The organism is Actinoplanes sp. NPDC051475 (genome assembly GCF_040689425.1).
Lineage (GTDB): Bacteria > Actinomycetota > Actinomycetes > Mycobacteriales > Micromonosporaceae > Actinoplanes.
The window spans coordinates 1-18,917 of record NZ_JBFAZZ010000021.1; the positions used below are offsets into that span (position 1 = coordinate 1).

Genomic DNA, 18,917 nt, shown 5'->3' on the forward strand with positions numbered 1-18,917 from the left:
GACCGTGACCGTGGCGGCTATCAGGGTGGCGCTCCGCGTACCGGTGGCGGCGACCGTGGTGGATATCAGGGTGGCGGCGACCGCGGCGGCTTCCGGGGCGGCGACCGCGACCGTGGCGGCTATCAGGGTGGCGGCGACCGCGGCGGCTTCCGGGGCGGCGACCGCGACCGTGGCGGCTATCAGGGTGGCGGCGACCGCGACCGTGGTGGCTACCAAGGTGGCGGCGACCGTGGCGGGTTCCGGGGCGGCGACCGGACCGAGGGCGGACCGCGGAGCAGCTTCCAGGGTGGATCCGGCGGCTTCCGGGGCGACCGTCCCGGCGCTCGCAGTGGGGGCTTCCGTAGCGACCGGCCCTCCGGCGACCGGCCGCAGGGCGACCGGGGAGCACGTGACGGCGGTTTCCGTGGACCGCGCGACGACCGTGGTCCCGGTGGTGACCGCGGGCCTCGTGACGGCGGTTTCCGTGGACTGCGCGACGACCGTGGACCGCGCGACGACCGTGGTCCCCGCGATGATCGTGGTCCCCGCGATGACCGTGGACCTCGTAGTGACCGTGGACCCCGCGAGGGCTTCCGTGACGACCGGGGACCGCGTGAGGATCGCGGGTTCCGGGATGACCGGGGACCGCGTGAGGACCGCGGCTTCCGGGACGACCGTGAGTCGCGGGAGGACCGGGGGTCGCAGGACCGGCGGGACGCGCTGCCCGCGTTCCAGGCGCCCGAGATCCCTGAGGAGGTCGTTGCTACCGACCTCGACAAGGAGGTTCGCTCCGAGCTGCTGAGCCTGTCGCGGGACACCGCTGACCGGGTTGCGCGGCACCTGGTCGCTGCCGGGACGATCATTGACGAGGATTCCGAGCTGGCGTTGCAGCACGCTATCGCGGCTCGGCGGCTGGCGTCCCGGATCGCCGTGGTGCGGGAGGCCGTCGGGCTGGCCGCATACGCCGCGGGGGACTGGACGACCGCTATCGCTGAGCTGCGGACGTACCATCGGATGACCGGGCGGCAGACCCACCTGGCTGAGCTGGCCGACTGTGAGCGGGCCTTGGGGCGCCCGGAACGGGCGATCGATCTCTTCCGTGGTGCCGACCGGGAGACGCTCGACAAGGCCGGTGCGATCGAGCTGCTGATCGTGGCGGCCGGCGCGCGGGGTGACCTCGGCCAGCACGATGCGGCCGTGGCGATGCTGCAGGTCAAGGAGCTCACGTCGGAGGACGACGCGGAGTGGGCGGCGCGGCTTCGGTACGCGTACGCCGACGCCCTGCTCGCCGCTGGTCGCCGGGACGAGGCGCGGGAGTGGTTCTCGCGGGCCGCGGCCGTCGACGAGGACGACCTGACGGATGCGGCCGAGCGGCTGCTGGAGCTCGACGGGGTCACCATCGAGGGTGACGACGACGAGGATGAGGACGGCCCGGCCGGCGCGGCGCAGAGCGGCGCGGATCTCGACGACGAGGACGACGACGCGGACGTCGACGGCGAGGACCAGGACGACGAGGACGACGCGGCCTACCGCCGGGAGGCGTTCCTCGACGACGACGTGGACCACGGCGACGACGACGAGGACGACGAGGACCGGGACGAGCTCGGTGCCGATGGACTCGACGACGAGGACGAGGACCGGGACGAGCTCCGTGACAGGCTCGACGACGACGATGAGCCCGCCGACGATGAGCCCGCCGACGGCGAGGACATCGACGTCGACGCCGGGATCGACGCGGCCGAGGACGGCAAGGGCGGCGGTGACGAGTTCACCGCCGGGCTGCCGGACGACGGCGACGACGAGACCGGCGAGGACGACGACCGGGAGCCGCGCGCGATGGGGGACCAGGCGTGAGCGATGCCCTGGCCGACGGGTACGACCTCGTCATCTTCGACCTGGACGGGGTCATCTATCTGATCGACAAGCCGATCGACGGCGCCGCCGAGGCCGTCGAGCGTTTGCGGGCTGCCGGTACGGCTGTGGCGTACGCGACGAACAACGCCTCCCGGCGTGCGGGGGACGTGGCGGCGCTGCTCACCGGCATGGGTGTCCCGGCGGCCGCCGGCGAGGTGCTGACCTCGGCCGGCGCCGCCGCCGCGATGCTCGCCGAACGGCTGCCGGCCGGGGCTCCGGTTCTGGTGGTCGGGGCTGAGGCGTTGCGGGCCGAGGTACGCGACGCCGGCCTTACACCGGTCGAGCGCCTCGACGACGAACCGGCGGCCGTCGTGCAGGGCTACGGGCCGGACGTCGGCTGGAAAATCCTCGCCGAGGCGTCGCTCGCTGTGCGGGCGGGCGCGCTGTGGATGGCGACCAACACCGACCGGACGCTGCCCAGCCCGCGCGGGCCGCTGCCCGGCAACGGCTCGCTGGTGTCGGTGCTGCGTACGGCGCTGAACCGGGAGCCGGACGTGGTGGTGGGCAAGCCCGCCCCGGCGCTGTTCGAGACCGCGGCGTCGCAGTCGGGTTCCCGGCGTCCACTGGTGGTCGGCGACCGGCTCGACACCGACATCGAGGGTGCGGTCGGCGCCGGCATGGACAGCCTTCTCGTCCTGACCGGAGTCAGCGGGCCGGCCGACCTGCTCGCCGCCCCGCCGTCGCGGCGGCCGGCGTACGTGGCTGCCGACCTGTCCGGGCTCTTCGGTCCGGCCGAGGCGGCCCGCGTGCCCGCCGGCGCCACGGAGCTGGGTGGCTGGAAGCTGGCGGAAGGACGGCTTTCCGGGGCCGGGGCTGAGGTGGACGCGCTGCGTCTGCTCACCGGGTTCGTGTGGGACGGCGGGAAGCCGCAGGCGGGTTCGGACGAGGCGGGCAAGCTGCTCGGGGAGTGGCTCGGCTGACCGCCCGGGCCTGGCCTCGCTCGCGGAGCAGGGGCCAGGACCCGCTGGAGCAGGCCGCGCTGATCAGCGCGGCCTGCGGCCTGCGCTCTACAGCAGCTTGCGGAGTTTGAGCAGGTCGAACGGGTTGGCCTTGACCGACACCTGCCGGGCGGCGATCGCCCGGGTGACGTCCAGCCGGCCGCTCACCAGGGCCACGAGGTCGTCGCTGTTCGCGGTCAGGGCGATCTTCGCCTTCGGGTCGTCGCCGTCGGCGATGTCGATCAGGCGGCCGCCGGTGAGCCGGCCGTGGAAGGCGGTGCCCAGGTCGGGCACGCGACAGGCGAGCGTACGGTCCAGATCCAGCTTGCCGCGGGTCTCGGCGTTGGCATCGAGCCGAGCCGCCAGCCCCTGCAACGCCTGACGGCACTCGTCCACGCTGGCCACTACGGCACTCCTTCCGCGACACCCGGCGACGTTCCGCACGGTACCCGACGGGCGTGCCGGGTATGCCCGGTAGCGTGACACCAGCACGATCGTGGCGCGAGCGCGAAGGGAGAGGCTCATGCAGGACGCATGGCGGGCGTATCTGGAGATGGCGCTCGGGTTGACGGAGGCACCGCGCAAGAGGGCCCAGAAGGTCGCGGGCGAGCTGCTGAACAAGGGTGGCGCGACCGCCGGTCAGCTGCAGGGCCTGGTCGAGGACCTGATGTCCACGGGCATGGCCAACCGTCAGGCGCTGACCAACCTGGTGCGCTACGAGGTGGATCGGGCGCTCGGGCTGGTCGGGCTGGCCACCGCCGAGGAGGTTTCCGACCTCACCACCCGCGTCCGCGACCTGGAGAAGGAGCTGCGGTTGGCGCGGGCGAACGCGGCCGGCGGCGAGGCGGCCGGGGACCTGACCCTGGCCGAGCCCGGTCCCGTGTCGGTCGAGGCGCCCGCGAAGAAGGCCGTGGTGAAGAAGGCGGTGGCGAAGAAGGCGGCCAAACCCGCCACGCCGAACGCGATGCCGGCGGCCGCCACCACCGCTACGCCGCCGCGCAAGGCGGCGAAGAAGGTCACCCCGGCGACCACCGGGCCGGCGAAGGCGGCGCCCGGCAAGGCCGTGCCCGCCAAGGCCACGAAGGCCGCCAAGGCCGCGCGCAAGACCGCCACGCCGGGCGGCGAGCCCGCCGGAAGTGCCGGTACGCCCACCGCGCCGGCCGGGACCGTCGCAGCGCCCAATGCATCGGTGAAGGCTGCCGCCGCTGAGACGGTGCTGCCGACGCCGGCGAAGAAGGCGGCTACCAAGAACGTGGGCGCCAAGAAGACGGCCGCGAAGAAGACCACCCCCGCGAAGAGCACGCCGGCCGAGAACGCGGCCGGCGCGGACACCTCGACGCCGGAGGTCGCCCCGTGACGTACCCGAATCAGCAACCGCCGCGCCCGGGCCCGCCGCCCGGCGGCTTCCGGCCCGGCCCGCCGCCGGCACAACCGCCGGGACAACAAGCCGCGCAGCCGCCGGGGCATCACGCCGCGCAGCCGCCGGGGCATCACGCCGCGCAGCCGCCGGGGCATCACGCCGCGCAGCCGCCGGGGCATCAGGCCGTGCAGCCGCCGCGGGTGGAGACGACGCCGGGCCTGCTCGACGGCTCGGAGAAGACGGGTCACCCGGCCGTGGACGCCGTGCTGCAGGCGCTGGCCAACGCCGCGACGCTCGCCCCCGCCGACCAGATCGCCGAGTACGAGGCCGCGCATCAGGTGCTCCAGGAGACCCTGGCGAGCATCGACCGTTGATGAGCCGTACCCGCGAGAAGGTTGTGCACTGATGGCCCGTCGCGCGCGACTGGACGCCGAACTGGTCCGTCGCAAGCTGGCCCGGTCCCGGGAGCAGGGCGCCGCGCTCGTCGCGGCCGGCCGGGTCCTGGTCCGGGGCGTCGTGGCGGCCAAGGTCGCGACGATGATCGACCCGGCGGACCCGGTGGTGGTGACCGGCGAAGATCCCGCCGACGAGTACGTTTCCCGCGGCAGTCACAAGCTCGCCGGGGCGCTGCGGGCGTTCCCGGAACTGGTGGTGAAGGGCCGGCGGTGCCTGGACGCGGGCGCCTCCACCGGCGGCTTCACCGACGTGCTGCTGCGCGAGGGCGCCGCCCACGTGTACGCCGTCGACGTCGGCTACGGTCAGCTCGCCTGGCCGCTGCGTACCGATGAGCGGGTCACGGTGATGGAGCGGACGAATGTGCGGACGCTGACCCCGGCCATGCTCAGCGGTCCTGTGGCGCTGACCGTGGCGGACCTGTCGTTCATCTCCCTGCGACTGGTGCTGCCAGCCCTGAGCGTGTGCACCGCATCGGACGGGGATTTGGCGCTCATGGTGAAACCTCAGTTCGAGGTGGGCAAGGAACGTGTCGGCTCCGGCGGGGTGGTCCGCGATCCGCAGCTGCGCGCCGAGGCGGTTCTGGACGTCGCGGCGGCCGCCGCCGAGCAGGGGCTCGGGGTCGTGTCGGTGGCGGCCAGCCCGCTGCCGGGGCCCAGTGGCAATGTGGAGTTCTTCGTGTGGTTCCGTCGTGGCGCGCCACTCGCCGACGCCGCGCGGGTACACGCTGTGGTCGCCGCCGGCCCGTCCGGCGCGGTAGCCTCCGGCGGGCCGGCACAGACGCCGGATTCGTCCCCGTTGGAGGAAACATGACCGCGTGCACGTTGGCCGCGGCCGGCTTGGCCGGCGAGCGTATGCCGGAGAGCGTGGCATGACCCGCTCCGCGCTCCTGGTGACCCACACCGGCCGGCGGCAGAGCACGCAGCACGCGCAGACCGTCGCCCGGGACCTGGTGGCGGCCGGCTTCGAGGTGCGGGTCATCGCCGAGGAGGTCGACGACCTGGAGCTGCCGCCCGGCGTCACCCCGGTGCACGGGCTGTCCGCGGCCGAGGGCGTGGAGATCGTGTTCGCGCTCGGCGGGGACGGCACGTTCCTGCGCGCCGCCGAGCTGGCCCGGCCGGCGAAGGCGCCGCTGCTCGGCATCAACCTCGGCAAGGTCGGCTTCCTCGCCGAGGCGGAGCTGCAGAACATCGACCAGACCGTGCGGGACATCGTCGCCGGCGACTACACCGTGGACGAGCGGCTCACCCTCGACGTACGCGCCGAGTACGACGGCCGGCTCATCGCCGACTCGTGGGCGCTCAACGAGGTCAGTGTCGAGAAGGGGCAGCGGGCGCAGATGCTCGAGCTGCTCGTCGACGTCGACGGGCGGCCGCTGTCGCGCTACGGCTGTGACGGTGTCGTGTGTGCCACACCGACCGGCTCCACGGCGTACGCGTTCTCCGCCGGCGGGCCCGTGGTGTGGCCCGAGGTCGAGGCGCTGCTGCTGGTGCCGATCAGCGCGCACGCGTTGTTCAGCAAGCCGATCGTCACCGCGCCGACGTCGACCTTCGTGCTGACCGTGGACCCGTACACGTCGTTCGCCGTGCTCTGCTGCGACGGGCGCCGGACGTGGGACCTGCCGCCGGGTGCTCAGGTGACGGTCGAGCGCGGGCAGCTTCCGGTGCGGATCGTGCGGCTCAAGCCGACGCCGTTCACCGACACTCTCGTGGCGAAGTTCGCCCTGCCGGTGGAAGGCTGGCGAGGTAATCGACGCTGATGAGCGTGGGGCCAGTGGGCAATTGTCGGGGGGCACCGATACTGTTCGCCCTGTGCTGGAGGAACTGCGGATCACCGGGCTGGGCGTCATCGACGACACGACGCTGCGGCTGACCACGGGCATGAACGCCATCACCGGTGAGACCGGCGCGGGCAAGACGATGGTGGTGACCGGGCTCGGGCTGCTCTTCGGCGGCCGGGCCGACGCCGGGCGGGTGCGTGCCGATCCCGGCCGCGCGATCGTCGAGGGCCGGCTGCGGCTCGAGGGTCCGCTGGCCGACACGGTGCAGACGCGCATCACCGACGCGGGCGCGGAGGTCGACGACGACGGGTCCGTGCTGCTCAGTCGCACGGTGACGATCGAGGGGCGGTCGCGGGCGCACGTCGGGGGACGCAGCATGCCGGTGGCGATGCTCAGCGAGGTCGGCGAGCAGGTCGTCGCGGTGCACGGGCAATCCGACCAGCTGCGCCTGCTGCGCCCGGCCGAGCAGCGTGCCGCGCTGGACCGCTACGCCGGCCCGGAGCACGAGAAGCTGCTGGAGACCTACCGCCAGGCCTACACGCAGTGGCGCACCGTGGTCGACGACCTGGCCGGCCGCCGGCGCAACGCGCGCGAGCGCAGCCAGGAGGCCGACCTGCTGAAGCTCGGCCTGGACGAGATCAGCCGGGTCGACCCCCAGCCGGGGGAGGACGACGAGCTGCGCACCGAGCTCCAGCGGCTCGAGCACGCCGAGGGGCTGCGCACGGCCGCGGCGCTCGCGGCGCAGGCGCTGGCCGGCGGCGTCGAGGCGGCCGACGAGGCCCCGGACGCCACCCAGCTGCTGGGCACGGCCCGGCGCACGCTCGAGGCGCAGACCGGCGTGGATCCGGCGCTGGGCGAGCTCGCGGCGCGGTTGGAGGAGGCGGCCACCCTGATGGGCGACGTCTCCGCCGAGCTCTCGGCGTATCTGGACCAGCTGGACGCGGACCCGGCCCGGCTGGAGGCGATCTACGAACGGCGGGCCGCGCTGCGAGCGCTGACCCGTAAGTACGCGGACGACATCGACGGCGTCATTGCGTGGGCCGACCATGCCCGTTCCCGGCTCGCCGCGCTGGACACCTCCGACGAGCTGCTCGAGGAGCTCGACAAGGAGCGGCTGCGCCTCGCCGGGCAGGTCGCCGAGCTGGCCGGGCGGCTCACCGCGGCCCGCACCGACGCCGCCGGGCGCTTCGCCGCGCAGGTCAGCGTCGAGCTGGCCGGTCTGGCCATGCCGCACGCGCGGGTGGAGATCGTGGTGTTGCCGCGCAGCGCCGGGCGGGACGAGCCGGTGATCCACGGCCTCGCGGCCGGCCCGGACGGCGCCGACGACATCGAGCTGCGCCTGATCGCGCACCCCGGGGCTCCGGCGCTGCCGCTGCAGAAGGGCGCCTCCGGCGGTGAGCTGTCGCGGGTCATGCTGGCCATCGAGGTGGTGTTCGCCGGCGCGGGCGGCCCGCCGACGCTGGTCTTCGACGAGGTCGACGCCGGTGTGGGCGGTCAGGCGGCGGTCGAGATCGGGCGGCGGCTGGCCCGGCTCGCGCGTACCCATCAGGTCCTGGTCGTCACCCACCTGCCGCAGGTGGCCGCCTTCGCCGACCGGCACCTGGTGGTCGCCAAGGACACCGGTGGGGCGATCACCACCAGCGGCGTCAAGATCGTCGAGGAGACCGAGCGGGCCCGTGAGCTGGCCCGCATGCTGGCCGGGCTGCCCGACTCCGACCTGGGCATCGCGCACGCCGAGGAGCTGCTGGCGGTGGCCGAACGGGAGAAGCGCGGCGGGTGAAATGCCCCTTTCCGGGGGTGACCTTGTGCATGTCGGGTGCGAACCGCTCGATCGGGCGTGTCAGGATGGCCGGGATGCGACTTCCCACCTTGCGCCGGACCCGGAGCGTCGAACCCGGGGCTGTTTCCGGCACCGCTCGTCTCGACCGCCGGACCAAGCGCCTGGTCGGGCGGCTGCGCCCCGGTGACATCGCCGTCATCGACCACGTCGACATCGACCGGGTGGCCGCCGACTCGCTGGTCGCGGTCGGCGTCGCCGCCGTGCTGAACGCCAAGCCGTCGATCTCCGGGCGCTACCCCAACCTCGGCCCCGAGGTGCTGGTCCAGGCCGGCATCGTGCTGATCGACAACCTCGGCGAGGAGGTCTTCGACCGGCTCAGCGAGGGCGTCGTCGTCAGCCTGGACAACGACACGGTGCTGCTCGACGGCGAGCCCGTGGCCACCGGCATCCGGCAGAACGCCCAGACCGTCGCCGCGGCGATGGCCGACGCCCGCGAGGGGCTGTCGGTGCAGCTCGAGGCGTTCGCCGCCAACACCATGGACTACCTCAAGCAGGAGCGCGACCTGTTGCTGGACGGCGTCGGCGTGCCCGACGTCGAGACCCGGGTCGCCGGGCGGCACGTGCTCATCGTGGTGCGTGGCTACGACTACAAGGCCGACCTGGACGTGCTGCGGCCGTACATCCGGGAGTTCAAGCCGGTCCTGATCGGCGTCGACGGCGGTGCCGACGCCCTGGTGGAGTCCGGCTACACCCCCGACATGATCATCGGGGACATGGACTCGGTCACCGACGACGTGCTGCGCTGCGGCGCCGAGGTGATCGTGCACGCGTACCCGGACGGCCGGGCGCCCGGACTCGCCCGGGTGCACGGGCTGGGGGTGCAGGCCACCACGTTCCCGGCCGCCGCCACCAGCGAGGACCTCGCGATGCTGCTCGCCGACGAGAAGGGCGCCTCGCTCATCGTCGCCGTCGGCACGCATGCCAACCTGGTCGAGTTCCTGGACAAGGGCCGCGGCGGTATGGCATCGACCTTCCTCACCCGGCTCAAGGTGGGCGGCAAGCTGGTCGACGCCAAGGGCGTCAGCCGGCTCTACAAGCAGAACATCTCCGGGTCGTCGCTGCTGCTGCTCGTGCTGTCCGCGGTCGCGGCGATGGCCTCCGCCGTGGCGGTGTCGACCGTCGGTCAGGCGTACCTCGCCGTGGTGTCCGAGTGGTGGGACAATCTGGTCTTCCAATTAGGACAGCTCTTCTAGCAGAGGCATTTTGGCGTGATCAACTTCCGGTACCACGTGGTGTCGCTCACCGCGGTCTTCCTCGCCCTCGCCATCGGGCTGGTGGTGGGCACCGCCGCCCTCAACGGGCCGGTGGTCGACACCCTCAAGGACCGCGTCGACGCGCTGAGCAAGGACAACGGCAACTACCGCGAGCAGGCCAACCAGTACCGCGAGGAGCTCGGCCGTACCCAGGAGTTCGCCACCGAGCTCTCCCCGGCGCTGCTCAACGGCAAGCTCACCGGCCGCAAGCTCGTGGTCGTGGTGCTGCCCAGCGGCAAGGACTACGCCGACGGCGTGACGTCCATGCTGAAGGTCGCCGGCGCCACGATCACCGGTCAGGTGACGGTGCAGGACAAGTTCTTCGACCCGGCCAACTCCGTGGAGCTTCTCGGCCTCGCCGAGCGGGCGTCGCAGCCGACCGTGTCCGTCGACGGTCTGCCGCTCAACAGCGACGGCGTGGAGACCTCCAGCGCCCTGCTGGCCCGCGCGCTGCTGGAGAAGGCGCCGGCGGTCGCCGCGCAGGATCTGACGGCGGTGCTCACCGCGTACACGGAACCGGGTTATGTCGGGGTTTCCGATGAGATGGCGCCGGGCGCGGAGGCCGCGGTCGTCGTGTCGGGTCTGCCGCCGGTCGACCGGGACGCGGGCAAGAAGAACCAGAACGCGGTCACCCTCACCAGCCAGTTCGCGACCGTGAAGCCGGTGGTGGTGGCCGGGAACGGCATCGGCGAGGGCAACCTCGTCTCGGAGGTGCGCGGGGACCCGAAGCTGGTCCAGGACGTCTCCACGGTGGACAACGTGACCACGACGCAGGGTCAGCTGGCGACCGCACTGACCGTGGTCGAGCGGGTGGTGGCCGGCAAGGTCGGCCAGTACGGTCTGTCGGCCGGCGCCTCCTCGCAGGTGCCCAAAGCCGCCGGCTGATCCGGCGCGCCCCGGCGGACGCGTCCGTGCTCGGGAGGCGGCCAGCCCCTAGACTCGGCGGTCGGCCACCGAGGGGGCGGTCCCCGGTGAGTCAGGAGAGCAGACGCATGGCCAGCAGGGTGAAGTCGTCCGGCCTCGGCGCGCTGGCCGCCCGCGCGGCGCTGACCTGGATCCGCCGCGACCCGCACGCCGGCGTCCTGGAGCGCACCAACTTCCACGGCCGTACGGTCAGCCTCGCCGGCGGCCCGGCCCTCGCGGCCGGCGCCACCCTGGCCGCCGCGGTGGGCGCACCGACGGTGGCCACCACCGCGGCCGCGATCGCGGCCGGCGCCACCTCCGGAGCGGTGGGCCTCTACGACGACGTCGTCGGCAACCGGCCGGAGCAGAAGGCCAAGGGTTTCCGCGGCCACCTCGGTGCTCTCCGGGAGGGACGGGTCACCAGCGGCCTCGTCAAGATCGCCGGGGTGGGTGCCGCCGGCCTCGCCGCCTCGGCGCTGCTCTCGCGCGATGCCGGGGTGCGCGCTCACCGGCGCCGCCAGGACTCGGGCGCGGTGCGCCGCGCCACCGACGTGTTGCTCGGCGCGGGGGTCATCGCCGGCACGGCCAACCTGCTCAACCTGCTCGACCTGCGCCCCGGCCGGGCGATCAAGGCCGCCACGATCATCGGTACGCCGCTCGTCGCCGGCCGCGGCGGCGCGCTGACCGCCGGAACGCTCGGCGCGAGCGCGGCGCTGCTGCCCGCCGACCTCGGCGAGGAGATCATGCTCGGTGACGCCGGGGCCAACGCCCTCGGCGCCCTGCTCGGCGTGGCCCTCGCGGCGAAGACCGGGCCCGCCGGGCGCGCGCTGGCCCTCGCCGTACTCGCCGGGCTGACCGCCGCCAGCGAGAAGGTCAGCTTCACCAAGGTCATCCAGGACACGCCCGGGCTGCGCGAGCTGGACGCGCTCGGCCGCCGCCCGGCTCCGTGACCTCGGCCCGCACCCGCGCGGGGGTGGCCGGGGCCGCCGCCGTCATCACCGTGCTGACGATCCTGTCCCGGATCGCCGGCTTCGGGCGCACCTTCGTCTTCCTGCGTACGGTCGGCCACCACGGGCTCGCCAACGCGTACAACGCCGCCAACGTCATCCCGAACATCATCTTCGAGGTGGTCGCCGGGGGCGCCCTGGCCGGCCTCGTGGTGCCGCTGATCGCCGGGGCGGTCGAGGCGGAGGACCGCGAGCGGGTCGGAGCTGTCGCGTCGGCGCTGCTCACCTGGGTGCTGACGCTGCTGGTGCCGCTGGCCGTGCTGGTCGCCGTGCTCGCCGGGCCCATCGCCGGACTGTTCGACCTTCCCGCCGCGGACCAGCACGTCGCCGCGCGCATGCTGCGGATCTTCGCCCCCCAGCTGCCGCTGTACGGCATCGGCATCGTGCTGACCGGGGTGCTGCAGGCCCACCACCGCTTCGCCTGGCCGGTCATCGCGCCGCTGCTGTCCAGCGTGACGGTGATGAGCGCGTACCTCGGCTATGCCGTCGCCGACGGGGCCCGCAGCGACGTCGCCGGCCTCAGCCCCACCGGCGAGCTGATCCTGGCCGGCGGCACCACCCTGGGCGTGGTCGTGCTGGCGCTGTGCCTGCTGATCCCCCTGCGCAAGCTGCGCCTGCGGCTGCGGCCGGGCTACCGCTTCCCCGGCGACGAGGGACGCCACGCCCTGCGGCTGGGCTGGGCCGGGGCGGTCACCGTCGGATCCCAGCAGGTCATGGTGCTGGTGGTCGTCATGCTGGCCGCCAAGGGGCCGCTGACGGACTACCTGGCGGCGCAGACCGTCTTCCTGCTGCCCTGGGCGGTGCTGGCGGTGCCGCTGGCCACCGCCGTCTACCCGCGGCTGGCCGGGGCCGTGGCGCGGGGCGACGACGAGGCCTACGCCGACGCCCTGTCCCGGACCGCCCGGTCGGTCGTGCTGCTGGCCTGTCTCGGCGCCTCGGCCCTGGGAGCGCTCGCGTGGCCGGCCGCGTACCTCGTCGGGACCCGCGCCGCCGCGCCGGGCATCGTGGCGTTCGCTCCCGGGCTGCTCGGCTACGCCCTCTTCGCGCTGCTCTCCCGCGCCTTGTACGCCCGCGGCGCGACGGTCGCCGCCGCGTTCGCCACCGCCGCCGGCTGGGCGGTCGCCGCGCTGACCGCGGTCGTCCTCGCCGCCGTGCTCGGCGGCCAGTGGCAGATCGCCGGCTTCGCCGCCGCGAACTCGATCGGGATGTCGGCCATCGGACTGCTGCTCGTGCTGGCGATTCGCCGCCACGCGGGCCCGCAGGCGCTTTCCGGACTGCCGCGGGCGGCCGCCGTGGGTATCGTGGCGGCGGTCGTGGCCGGCTTCGCCGGATGGGCCACTACGGAAGGCGTGCGCCACGCTGCCGCGGGCACCCCGGGAGCCGGGGTGAGCATCCTGCAGGGCATGCTGGGCGGGGTCGCGGTCGCGGTCGTGTTCGCCGCTGTGGTCTACCCGTTCGACCGCCGCGACCTCCGATCACTGGTCTCGAGGTTCACCAGGAGGCATCGCCCGTGACCGACGCAGCGCAGGCGGCACCGTGGCAGGGTTCGGTCGCGCTCGTGCTGGGCTCCAGCACCGGCGGGGTCGGCCGGCACGTCTCCTCGCTCGTGCGCGGCCTGCTCGCCGCCGGCTGCCGGGTGCTGGTCTGCGGTCCCGCCGCCACCGACGACCTGTTCGGCTTCGCCGCCGCCGGTGCCGACTTCGCCGCGGTGGAGATCCCGGCCAGCCCCGGTCCCCAGGACTCCGGCGCGATCCGGTCGCTGCGGCGCGCCCTGGCCGGGCGGGACTTCGACGTCGTGCACGCCCACGGGCTGCGGGCCGCGTTCGTCGCCGCCCTCTCCCGGCCCGCCGCGCCCCTCGTGGTGACCTGGCACAACGCCGTCCTCGCCCGCGGCCTGCGGGCCAGCGCCTCGGCCCTGGTCGAGCGGATCGTCGCCCGCTCCGCGGACCTGACGCTGGGCGCGTCCGAGGACCTCGTGGCGCGCGCGGAGCTGCTCGGCGCGCGCGAGGCCCGCCTCGGGGCGGTGGCCGCTCCGGTCGCCGCCGCGCCGAAACGCAGCCGGGCCGCCGTACGAGCCGAGTTCCGCGTCGCCGCCGACGTGCCGCTGATCGTCTCGGTCGGCCGCCTGCACCCGCAGAAGCGCTACGACGTGCTGCTCGAGGCGTCCGCCCGGTGGCGCGACCTGGACCCGGCGCCGGTCACGGTCGTCGCGGGCTCCGGACCCAGCTACATGCTGCTGGCCCAGCGCGCGTCGGAGCTGCACGCCAAGTTCTACCTGCTCGGGCACCGTACCGACGTGCCCGACCTGCTCGCCGGCGCCGATCTCGCCGTGGTCACCAGCGACTGGGAGGCCCGCCAGCTGTTCGCCCAGGAGGCGCTGCGTGCGGGCGTACCGCTGATCGCCACCGCGGTGGGCGGGCTGCCCGGGCTGGTCGGCGACGCCGCGGTGCTCATCCCGCCGGGCGACGTGGACGTCCTCGACCGGGCCGTGCGCGAGATGCTCGCCGACCCGGCAAGGCGTGCGGATTACGCCGCGCGCGGTCCCCGCCAGGCTGCTAGCTGGCCCACCGAGCAGGACACCGTCGCCGATGTGCTGGCGGCGTACGCGTCGGTCGCGCCGGTCCGGGCGGGCCAGGGGTGAAGGCGACTGTGCTGGGCCGACTGCTCGCCACGGTCCGGCGCGGTCGCCGGCCGGACTCCGCGCCGCCGTCGCGGTCGCGCCGGGGCCGGGCCTGGGTGCCGTACCTGCTGGTGGTCCTGGCCGCCGCCGCCAGCCTGGCCGGGCTCGTGGTGCGCCCGGCCACCGGCGTGCCCGGCGACACCGCCGACTACGTCATCGTCGCCGGGGCGGCCGGGTTGCGCTGGGACGACCTCGATCCGCAGCGCACCCCGGCGCTGTGGCAGGAGGCGACCCGCGGCTCCATCGGCTGGCTGTCCGTACGCTCCGCGCACCACGCCACCTGCCCGGCGGACGGCTGGCTCACCCTCGGCGCCGGCAACTACGCCGTCTGGAACGCCCGGCGGGTCAGCGGGCCGTGCCCGGCGCTGGCACCGGTCGTGGAACGGCCCGACGGCATCGGCGCCAACCTTCCCGAGCTCGGCGGCGTGGTACGCGCCAACGCCGACAACCAGCCGTACGGGGCGGTGCCGGGCGCACTCGCGGAGTCGGTGCGCTGCACCGTCGCCGTCGGCCCCGGAGCGGCCGTCGCCGCCGCCCGGCCGTTCGGTCGCGTGGACCGCTACGCCCCCACCCTGCCCGACGACCCGCAGGGCCTGTTCTCCCAGTGCGCGCTGAGCATGGTCGACCTGGGCACGATCACCGGTACGGGCCCCGCCCGCCGCGACCGGGTGGCGCAGGCCGACGCGGCCCTGGCCCGGGTGCTGGCGGCCCGGCCGGAGCGGTCGCTGGTGATCGTCGCGGGCGTCTCGGACACCGACACGACCTCCCGGCTGCACCTGGCCATCGCCGAGGGTCCCGGCTGGCAGGGCGGCTGGCTGACCTCCGCCGGCACCGGCCGCGACGGCTACCTGCAGCTGGTCGACCTCGCGCCCACGATCCTGACCTCGCTCGGGCGCCCGGCCCCGGAACGCCTGTTCACCGGCCGCGCCGCGAGCACGGTGCCGGGACGCCCGGCGGCGCCGGACGAGTCGGTGCTCGGCGACCACGACGCCGACAAGCGGGCCGGCGCGCAGCTGGGCCTCGCGGGGTCGTTCTTCACCGGGCTGGGCGCCGTCCAGCTGGCGATCTTCCTGCTCGTCGTGCCGCTGATGATGCGGGCCCGCCGCCACGCCGGTCCCACCGGGCCGGCGTCGGCCCCCCGCCTGCTCGTCCGCGCGGTCGAGGTGCTGCTGATCGCCGCGGCGCTGGCCATCCCGGCCGCGCTGGTGGCGGACGCGATCCCGTGGTGGCGCTCCGGGCGCCCGGGCATCGTCTTCGCGCTGCTGGCCCTCCTGCTGACGGCGATCGGCACGGCGGCGGTGCGGTCGGCGCCGCGCTACCACCGCACGCTGTGGCCGATCGGCGTGGTCGCGTTGTCCGCCGTCGTGGTGGTCGGCGTGGATCTGCTGACCGGCGCGCAGCTTCAGCTCAACGGCGTCGCCGGGTATTCGGCCATCGAGGGCTCCCGGTACGCGGGCGTGGGCAGCGTCGGGCTCGGCGTGTTCGTGGCGGGCGCGCTGGTCGTCGCCGGCTGCGCCGCCCAATGGGTACGCCGTCCGTGGCGTCCCGTGATCGTCGTGCTGGTCGGCGGCTTCGCGGTGATCATGGTGGGCAGCCCGTACCTGGGCGCGGACCCGATCGGGGCGATCGCCGTCACGGCCGGGGTGTGCGTGGCGGCGGCGATCAGCACCGGCGGCTGGCTCACCTTCCCGCGCGTCGCCTGGGCGACGGTCGCGGGCCTGGCCGTGACGATCGGCTTCGCGGTGCTCGACCTGCGCCGCCCGGCCCTCGAGCAGGGCAGCGTCGGGCGCTTCCTGACCGCGCTGCTCGACGGCTCCGCGGGCCCGGCCATCCAGCGCGCCGCGACGGCCGGCGGGCACGCCCTGGACAGCCCGCTGACGCTCCTGGCCCTGGTCGGTGCGCTGGCCCTCGCGTTCAGCCAGTTCTCGCCGTGGGGCGGCCTCAACCGGGTCTTCGGCCTGCACCCGGCGCTGCGCGCAGCGCTGGCCGGCACCACGGTCACGGTCGTGCTGGCCGGCGTGCTCGGGGGAGCGGCCTTCGCCGTCGCCGGGGCGGCCGCCGCGATCGCGGTGCCGCTGTACGTGCTGACCACGCTGCGGGTGCTGGAACACGCGGCCGACCGCACCCGGCCCGACGGCGAGACGGACGGCCCCGGCGGCCCGGGCCTGTCCCCGCGCCGCACCGACGGCCCGGCGCCGGACAAAAGCGGCGCCGAGGGCGTGATCGTCCGTTGACACGCGCGCCGAGCAGCCCGAACGTGCACGCGCCGGCGTAGGTGTTACTGTGAAATCCCGTGGATGGCGCGATCGGAAAAGATGGTCGACGCCGGTCTGCAAGACCGAACTGACCGACCACGGGAGCAGGCCTTGGCACCAACAGTGCGCGAGACGCGGCACATCTTCGTCACCGGGGGCGTCGCCTCCTCGCTGGGCAAGGGCCTCACCGCCTCCAGCCTCGGCAACCTGCTGACCGCACGCGGACTGCGGGTCGTCATGCAGAAACTGGACCCCTACCTGAACGTCGACCCGGGAACGATGAACCCGTTCCAGCACGGCGAGGTCTTCGTCACCGAGGACGGCGCCGAGACCGACCTCGACGTCGGGCACTACGAACGCTTCCTCGACCGGGCGCTGACCGGCAAGGCGAACGTGACCACCGGCCAGGTCTACTCGGCCGTCATCGCCAAGGAGCGCCGCGGCGAATACCTGGGCGACACTGTGCAGGTCATCCCGCACATCACCAACGAGATCAAGGAGCGCATCTTCGCGATGGCCGCTCCGGACGACTTCGGCCGGATCCCGGACGTCGTGATCACCGAGGTCGGCGGCACGGTCGGCGACATGGAGTCGCTGCCGTTCCTCGAGGCGATCCGCCAGGTGCGCCACGAGATCGGCCGCGACCACGTCTTCTACCTGCACGTGTCGCTGGTGCCGTACCTGGCGCCGTCGGGCGAGCTGAAAACGAAGCCGACCCAGCACTCGGTCGCCACGCTGCGCAACATCGGTATCCAGCCGGACGCGCTCGTGTGCCGCAGTGACCGGGAGATCCCGGACAAGCTCAAGCACAAGCTCTCGCTCTACTGCGACGTCGACCGCGAGGCCGTGGTCGCCGCCCCGGACGCGCCGAGCATCTACGACATCCCCAAGGTGCTGCACCGGGAGGGGCTGGACGCGTACGTGGTGCGCCGGCTCGGCCTGTCGTTCCGCGACGTCGACTGGTCCACCTGGGACGACCTGCTGGAGCGGGTGCACCACCCGCGCCGCACGATCACCGTGGCGCTGGTCGGCAAGTACGTGGACCTGCCGGACGCGTACCTGTCGGTGAGCGAGGCGATCCGGGCCGCCGGCTTCGCCAACACGGCGAAGGTCCAGCTGCGCTGGGTGCCCAGCGACGACTGCGACACCATGGCCGGTGCCGCGGCCGCCCTGAAGGGCGTCGACGGCATCTGCATCCCCGGCGGCTTCGGCATCCGCGGGATCGAGGGAAAGATCAACACCTCCCGGTACGCGCGGGAGAACGGCATCCCGATCCTCGGCCTCTGCCTGGGGCTGCAGTGCATGACGATCGACGCCGCCCGCAACATGGCCGACCTCGAGGGCGCCAACTCGCTGGAGTTCGACGAGCGGGCGCCGTACCCGGTGATCTCGACCATGGCCGACCAGCAGGACATCGTGGCGGGCCGGGGCGACCTGGGCGGCACCATGCGGCTGGGGGCCTACCCGGCGGCGCTGACCGAGGGCTCGGTGGTGGCCGAGGCGTACGGCAGCACCGAGATCTCCGAGCGGCACCGGCACCGCTACGAGGTCAACAACGCCTACCGGGACAAGCTGGCCAAGGCCGGCCTGAAGTTCTCCGGCACGTCGCCGGACGGGCGGCTGGTCGAGTTCATCGAGTTGGACCGCGAGACGCATCCGTTCTTCGTGGCCACCCAGGCGCATCCGGAGCTGAAGAGCCGGCCGACCCGGGCGCACCCGCTGTTCGCCGCGTTCGTCAAGGCCGCCGTCGCGTACGCGGCCGCCGACGAGCTGCCGGTCGAGGTCGCCCCGTCGGTCGAGTCCGACAGCGACAAGACGGCGGTCGCCACATCGTGACGGCCTTCGCGCACGAGACGAGGTCGCGGACGGAGAAGTACGCCGGGCCGGTCTTCACCGTCTACACGGACGAGGTGACCATGTCCGGCGGTGGCACCGCCCACCGCGACGTGGTCGTCAACAAGAACGCGGTCGGCGTGGTGGCCGTCGACGAGGTCGGCCGGGTCGTGCTCATCAGGCAGTACCGGCACCCGGTCGGCGAGCGGCTCTGGGAGCTGCCCGCCGGCCTCTGCGACGTGCACGGCGAGGACCTCGTGGTCACCGCCCGGCGGGAGCTGGCCGAGGAGGCGGACCTCGTCGCCGCCCGCTTCGACCTGCTCGTCGACCTGCACACCTCGCCGGGCTTCAGCGCCGAGACGATCCGCATCTTCATCGCCCGGGACCTGGCTCCCGTGCCGGACGACGAGCGGCATCAGCGCCAGGAGGAGGAGGCCGACATCGAGATCGTCTGGGTCGACCTCGACGAGGCCGTGGCGATGGTCCTGCGCGGCGAGATCACCAACGCGGCCGCGGTGGGTGGGCTGCTCTGCGCGGCCCGCGCCCGCGACGATGGCTGGGCCACGCTGCGTCCGGCCGACACCCCGCCGCTCGCCTGACGCCCTGCGGCTAGCCTGGGGGGCGTCAAGGTCGGGAATCCGACGCAGGCTGCCGGGAAGGTCCGGCGGCCTGCTCGGCAAGGGGCCGGCGGGCAAAGGTCGTCCGCCGGTCGCCACTTCTTG

General features: G+C 74.0%; 17 protein-coding genes. 15 read left to right on the plus strand and 2 right to left on the minus strand.

Translation table 11 applies throughout. The features are described from left to right. Positions 1 to 873 (minus strand): hypothetical protein (locus tag AB0368_RS32895; protein ID WP_366158019.1); only part of this gene is annotated, 873 nt, incomplete at its 3' end. On the opposite strand from AB0368_RS32895, the gene AB0368_RS32900 reads away from it, so the two are divergent. After that, positions 778 to 1,833 carry a hypothetical protein gene (locus AB0368_RS32900; protein ID WP_366158009.1) on the plus strand — a complete coding sequence of 352 codons (1,056 nt, stop codon included), beginning with the start codon at positions 778 to 780 and terminating at the stop codon, positions 1,831 to 1,833. The two genes, AB0368_RS32895 and AB0368_RS32900, sit on opposite strands and share 96 nt — an antisense overlap. Next, positions 1,830 to 2,813 carry an HAD-IIA family hydrolase gene (locus AB0368_RS32905; protein ID WP_366157918.1) on the plus strand — a complete coding sequence of 328 codons (984 nt, stop codon included), beginning with the start codon at positions 1,830 to 1,832 and terminating at the stop codon, positions 2,811 to 2,813. Before AB0368_RS32900 ends, AB0368_RS32905 begins: the two co-directional genes overlap by 4 nt. 87 nt (positions 2,814 to 2,900) lie before the next feature. On the opposite strand, the gene AB0368_RS32910 is transcribed toward AB0368_RS32905, so the two are convergent. After that, positions 2,901 to 3,236 carry an alkyl sulfatase C-terminal domain-containing protein gene (locus AB0368_RS32910; RefSeq protein ID WP_366157919.1) on the minus strand — a complete coding sequence of 112 codons (336 nt, stop codon included), beginning with the start codon at positions 3,234 to 3,236 and terminating at the stop codon, positions 2,901 to 2,903. A gap of 118 nt (positions 3,237 to 3,354) precedes the next feature. Here AB0368_RS32910 and AB0368_RS32915 point away from each other — a divergent pair, with 118 nt between their 5' ends. From AB0368_RS32915 to AB0368_RS32975, 13 genes are all read left to right on the plus strand, one after another. Beyond that, positions 3,355 to 4,188 (plus strand): hypothetical protein, encoded by an 834-nt coding sequence (locus AB0368_RS32915; RefSeq protein WP_366157920.1) that lies wholly within the window; start codon positions 3,355 to 3,357, stop codon positions 4,186 to 4,188. Continuing rightward, positions 4,185 to 4,565 (plus strand): hypothetical protein, encoded by a 381-nt coding sequence (locus tag AB0368_RS32920; protein ID WP_366158020.1) that lies wholly within the window; start codon positions 4,185 to 4,187, stop codon positions 4,563 to 4,565. Before AB0368_RS32915 ends, AB0368_RS32920 begins: the two co-directional genes overlap by 4 nt. Positions 4,566 to 4,596: 31 nt before the next feature. Next, complete coding sequence (locus tag AB0368_RS32925) at positions 4,597 to 5,457, plus strand: TlyA family RNA methyltransferase (RefSeq protein ID WP_366157921.1); 861 nt, start codon at positions 4,597 to 4,599, stop codon at positions 5,455 to 5,457. Between the two features lie 58 nt (positions 5,458 to 5,515). Next, positions 5,516 to 6,403, plus strand: a complete 888-nt coding sequence (locus tag AB0368_RS32930; protein WP_366157922.1) for an NAD kinase — start codon at positions 5,516 to 5,518, stop codon at positions 6,401 to 6,403. A gap of 52 nt (positions 6,404 to 6,455) precedes the next feature. Beyond that, positions 6,456 to 8,204 carry a DNA repair protein RecN gene (gene recN, locus AB0368_RS32935; protein WP_366157923.1) on the plus strand — a complete coding sequence of 583 codons (1,749 nt, stop codon included), beginning with the start codon at positions 6,456 to 6,458 and terminating at the stop codon, positions 8,202 to 8,204. Positions 8,205 to 8,278: 74 nt separating this feature from the next. After that, positions 8,279 to 9,457, plus strand: coding sequence for a putative cytokinetic ring protein SteA (gene steA / locus AB0368_RS32940; protein ID WP_366157924.1), 1,179 nt, complete (start codon positions 8,279 to 8,281; stop codon positions 9,455 to 9,457). Between the two features lie 15 nt (positions 9,458 to 9,472). Further along, positions 9,473 to 10,402 (plus strand): copper transporter, encoded by a 930-nt coding sequence (locus AB0368_RS32945; protein ID WP_366157925.1) that lies wholly within the window; start codon positions 9,473 to 9,475, stop codon positions 10,400 to 10,402. Positions 10,403 to 10,509: 107 nt separating this feature from the next. After that, positions 10,510 to 11,370, plus strand: coding sequence for a hypothetical protein (locus tag AB0368_RS32950; RefSeq protein ID WP_366157926.1), 861 nt, complete (start codon positions 10,510 to 10,512; stop codon positions 11,368 to 11,370). After that, positions 11,367 to 12,941 carry a lipid II flippase MurJ gene (locus AB0368_RS32955; protein WP_366157927.1) on the plus strand — a complete coding sequence of 525 codons (1,575 nt, stop codon included), beginning with the start codon at positions 11,367 to 11,369 and terminating at the stop codon, positions 12,939 to 12,941. Before AB0368_RS32950 ends, AB0368_RS32955 begins: the two co-directional genes overlap by 4 nt. Further along, complete coding sequence (locus AB0368_RS32960) at positions 12,938 to 14,068, plus strand: glycosyltransferase family 4 protein (protein ID WP_366157928.1); 1,131 nt, start codon at positions 12,938 to 12,940, stop codon at positions 14,066 to 14,068. Before AB0368_RS32955 ends, AB0368_RS32960 begins: the two co-directional genes overlap by 4 nt. Positions 14,069 to 14,202: 134 nt before the next feature. After that, positions 14,203 to 16,341 carry a hypothetical protein gene (locus tag AB0368_RS32965; RefSeq protein ID WP_366158010.1) on the plus strand — a complete coding sequence of 713 codons (2,139 nt, stop codon included), beginning with the start codon at positions 14,203 to 14,205 and terminating at the stop codon, positions 16,339 to 16,341. A gap of 132 nt (positions 16,342 to 16,473) precedes the next feature. Next, positions 16,474 to 18,198 carry a CTP synthase gene (locus AB0368_RS32970; protein WP_366157929.1) on the plus strand — a complete coding sequence of 575 codons (1,725 nt, stop codon included), beginning with the start codon at positions 16,474 to 16,476 and terminating at the stop codon, positions 18,196 to 18,198. After that, on the plus strand, positions 18,195 to 18,794 hold the full coding sequence (locus AB0368_RS32975; protein WP_366157930.1) for an NUDIX hydrolase: 600 nt from the start codon (positions 18,195 to 18,197) through the stop codon (positions 18,792 to 18,794). The genes AB0368_RS32970 and AB0368_RS32975 overlap by 4 nt, the downstream gene beginning before the upstream one ends. The last annotated feature ends 123 nt before the right edge of the window (positions 18,795 to 18,917 follow it).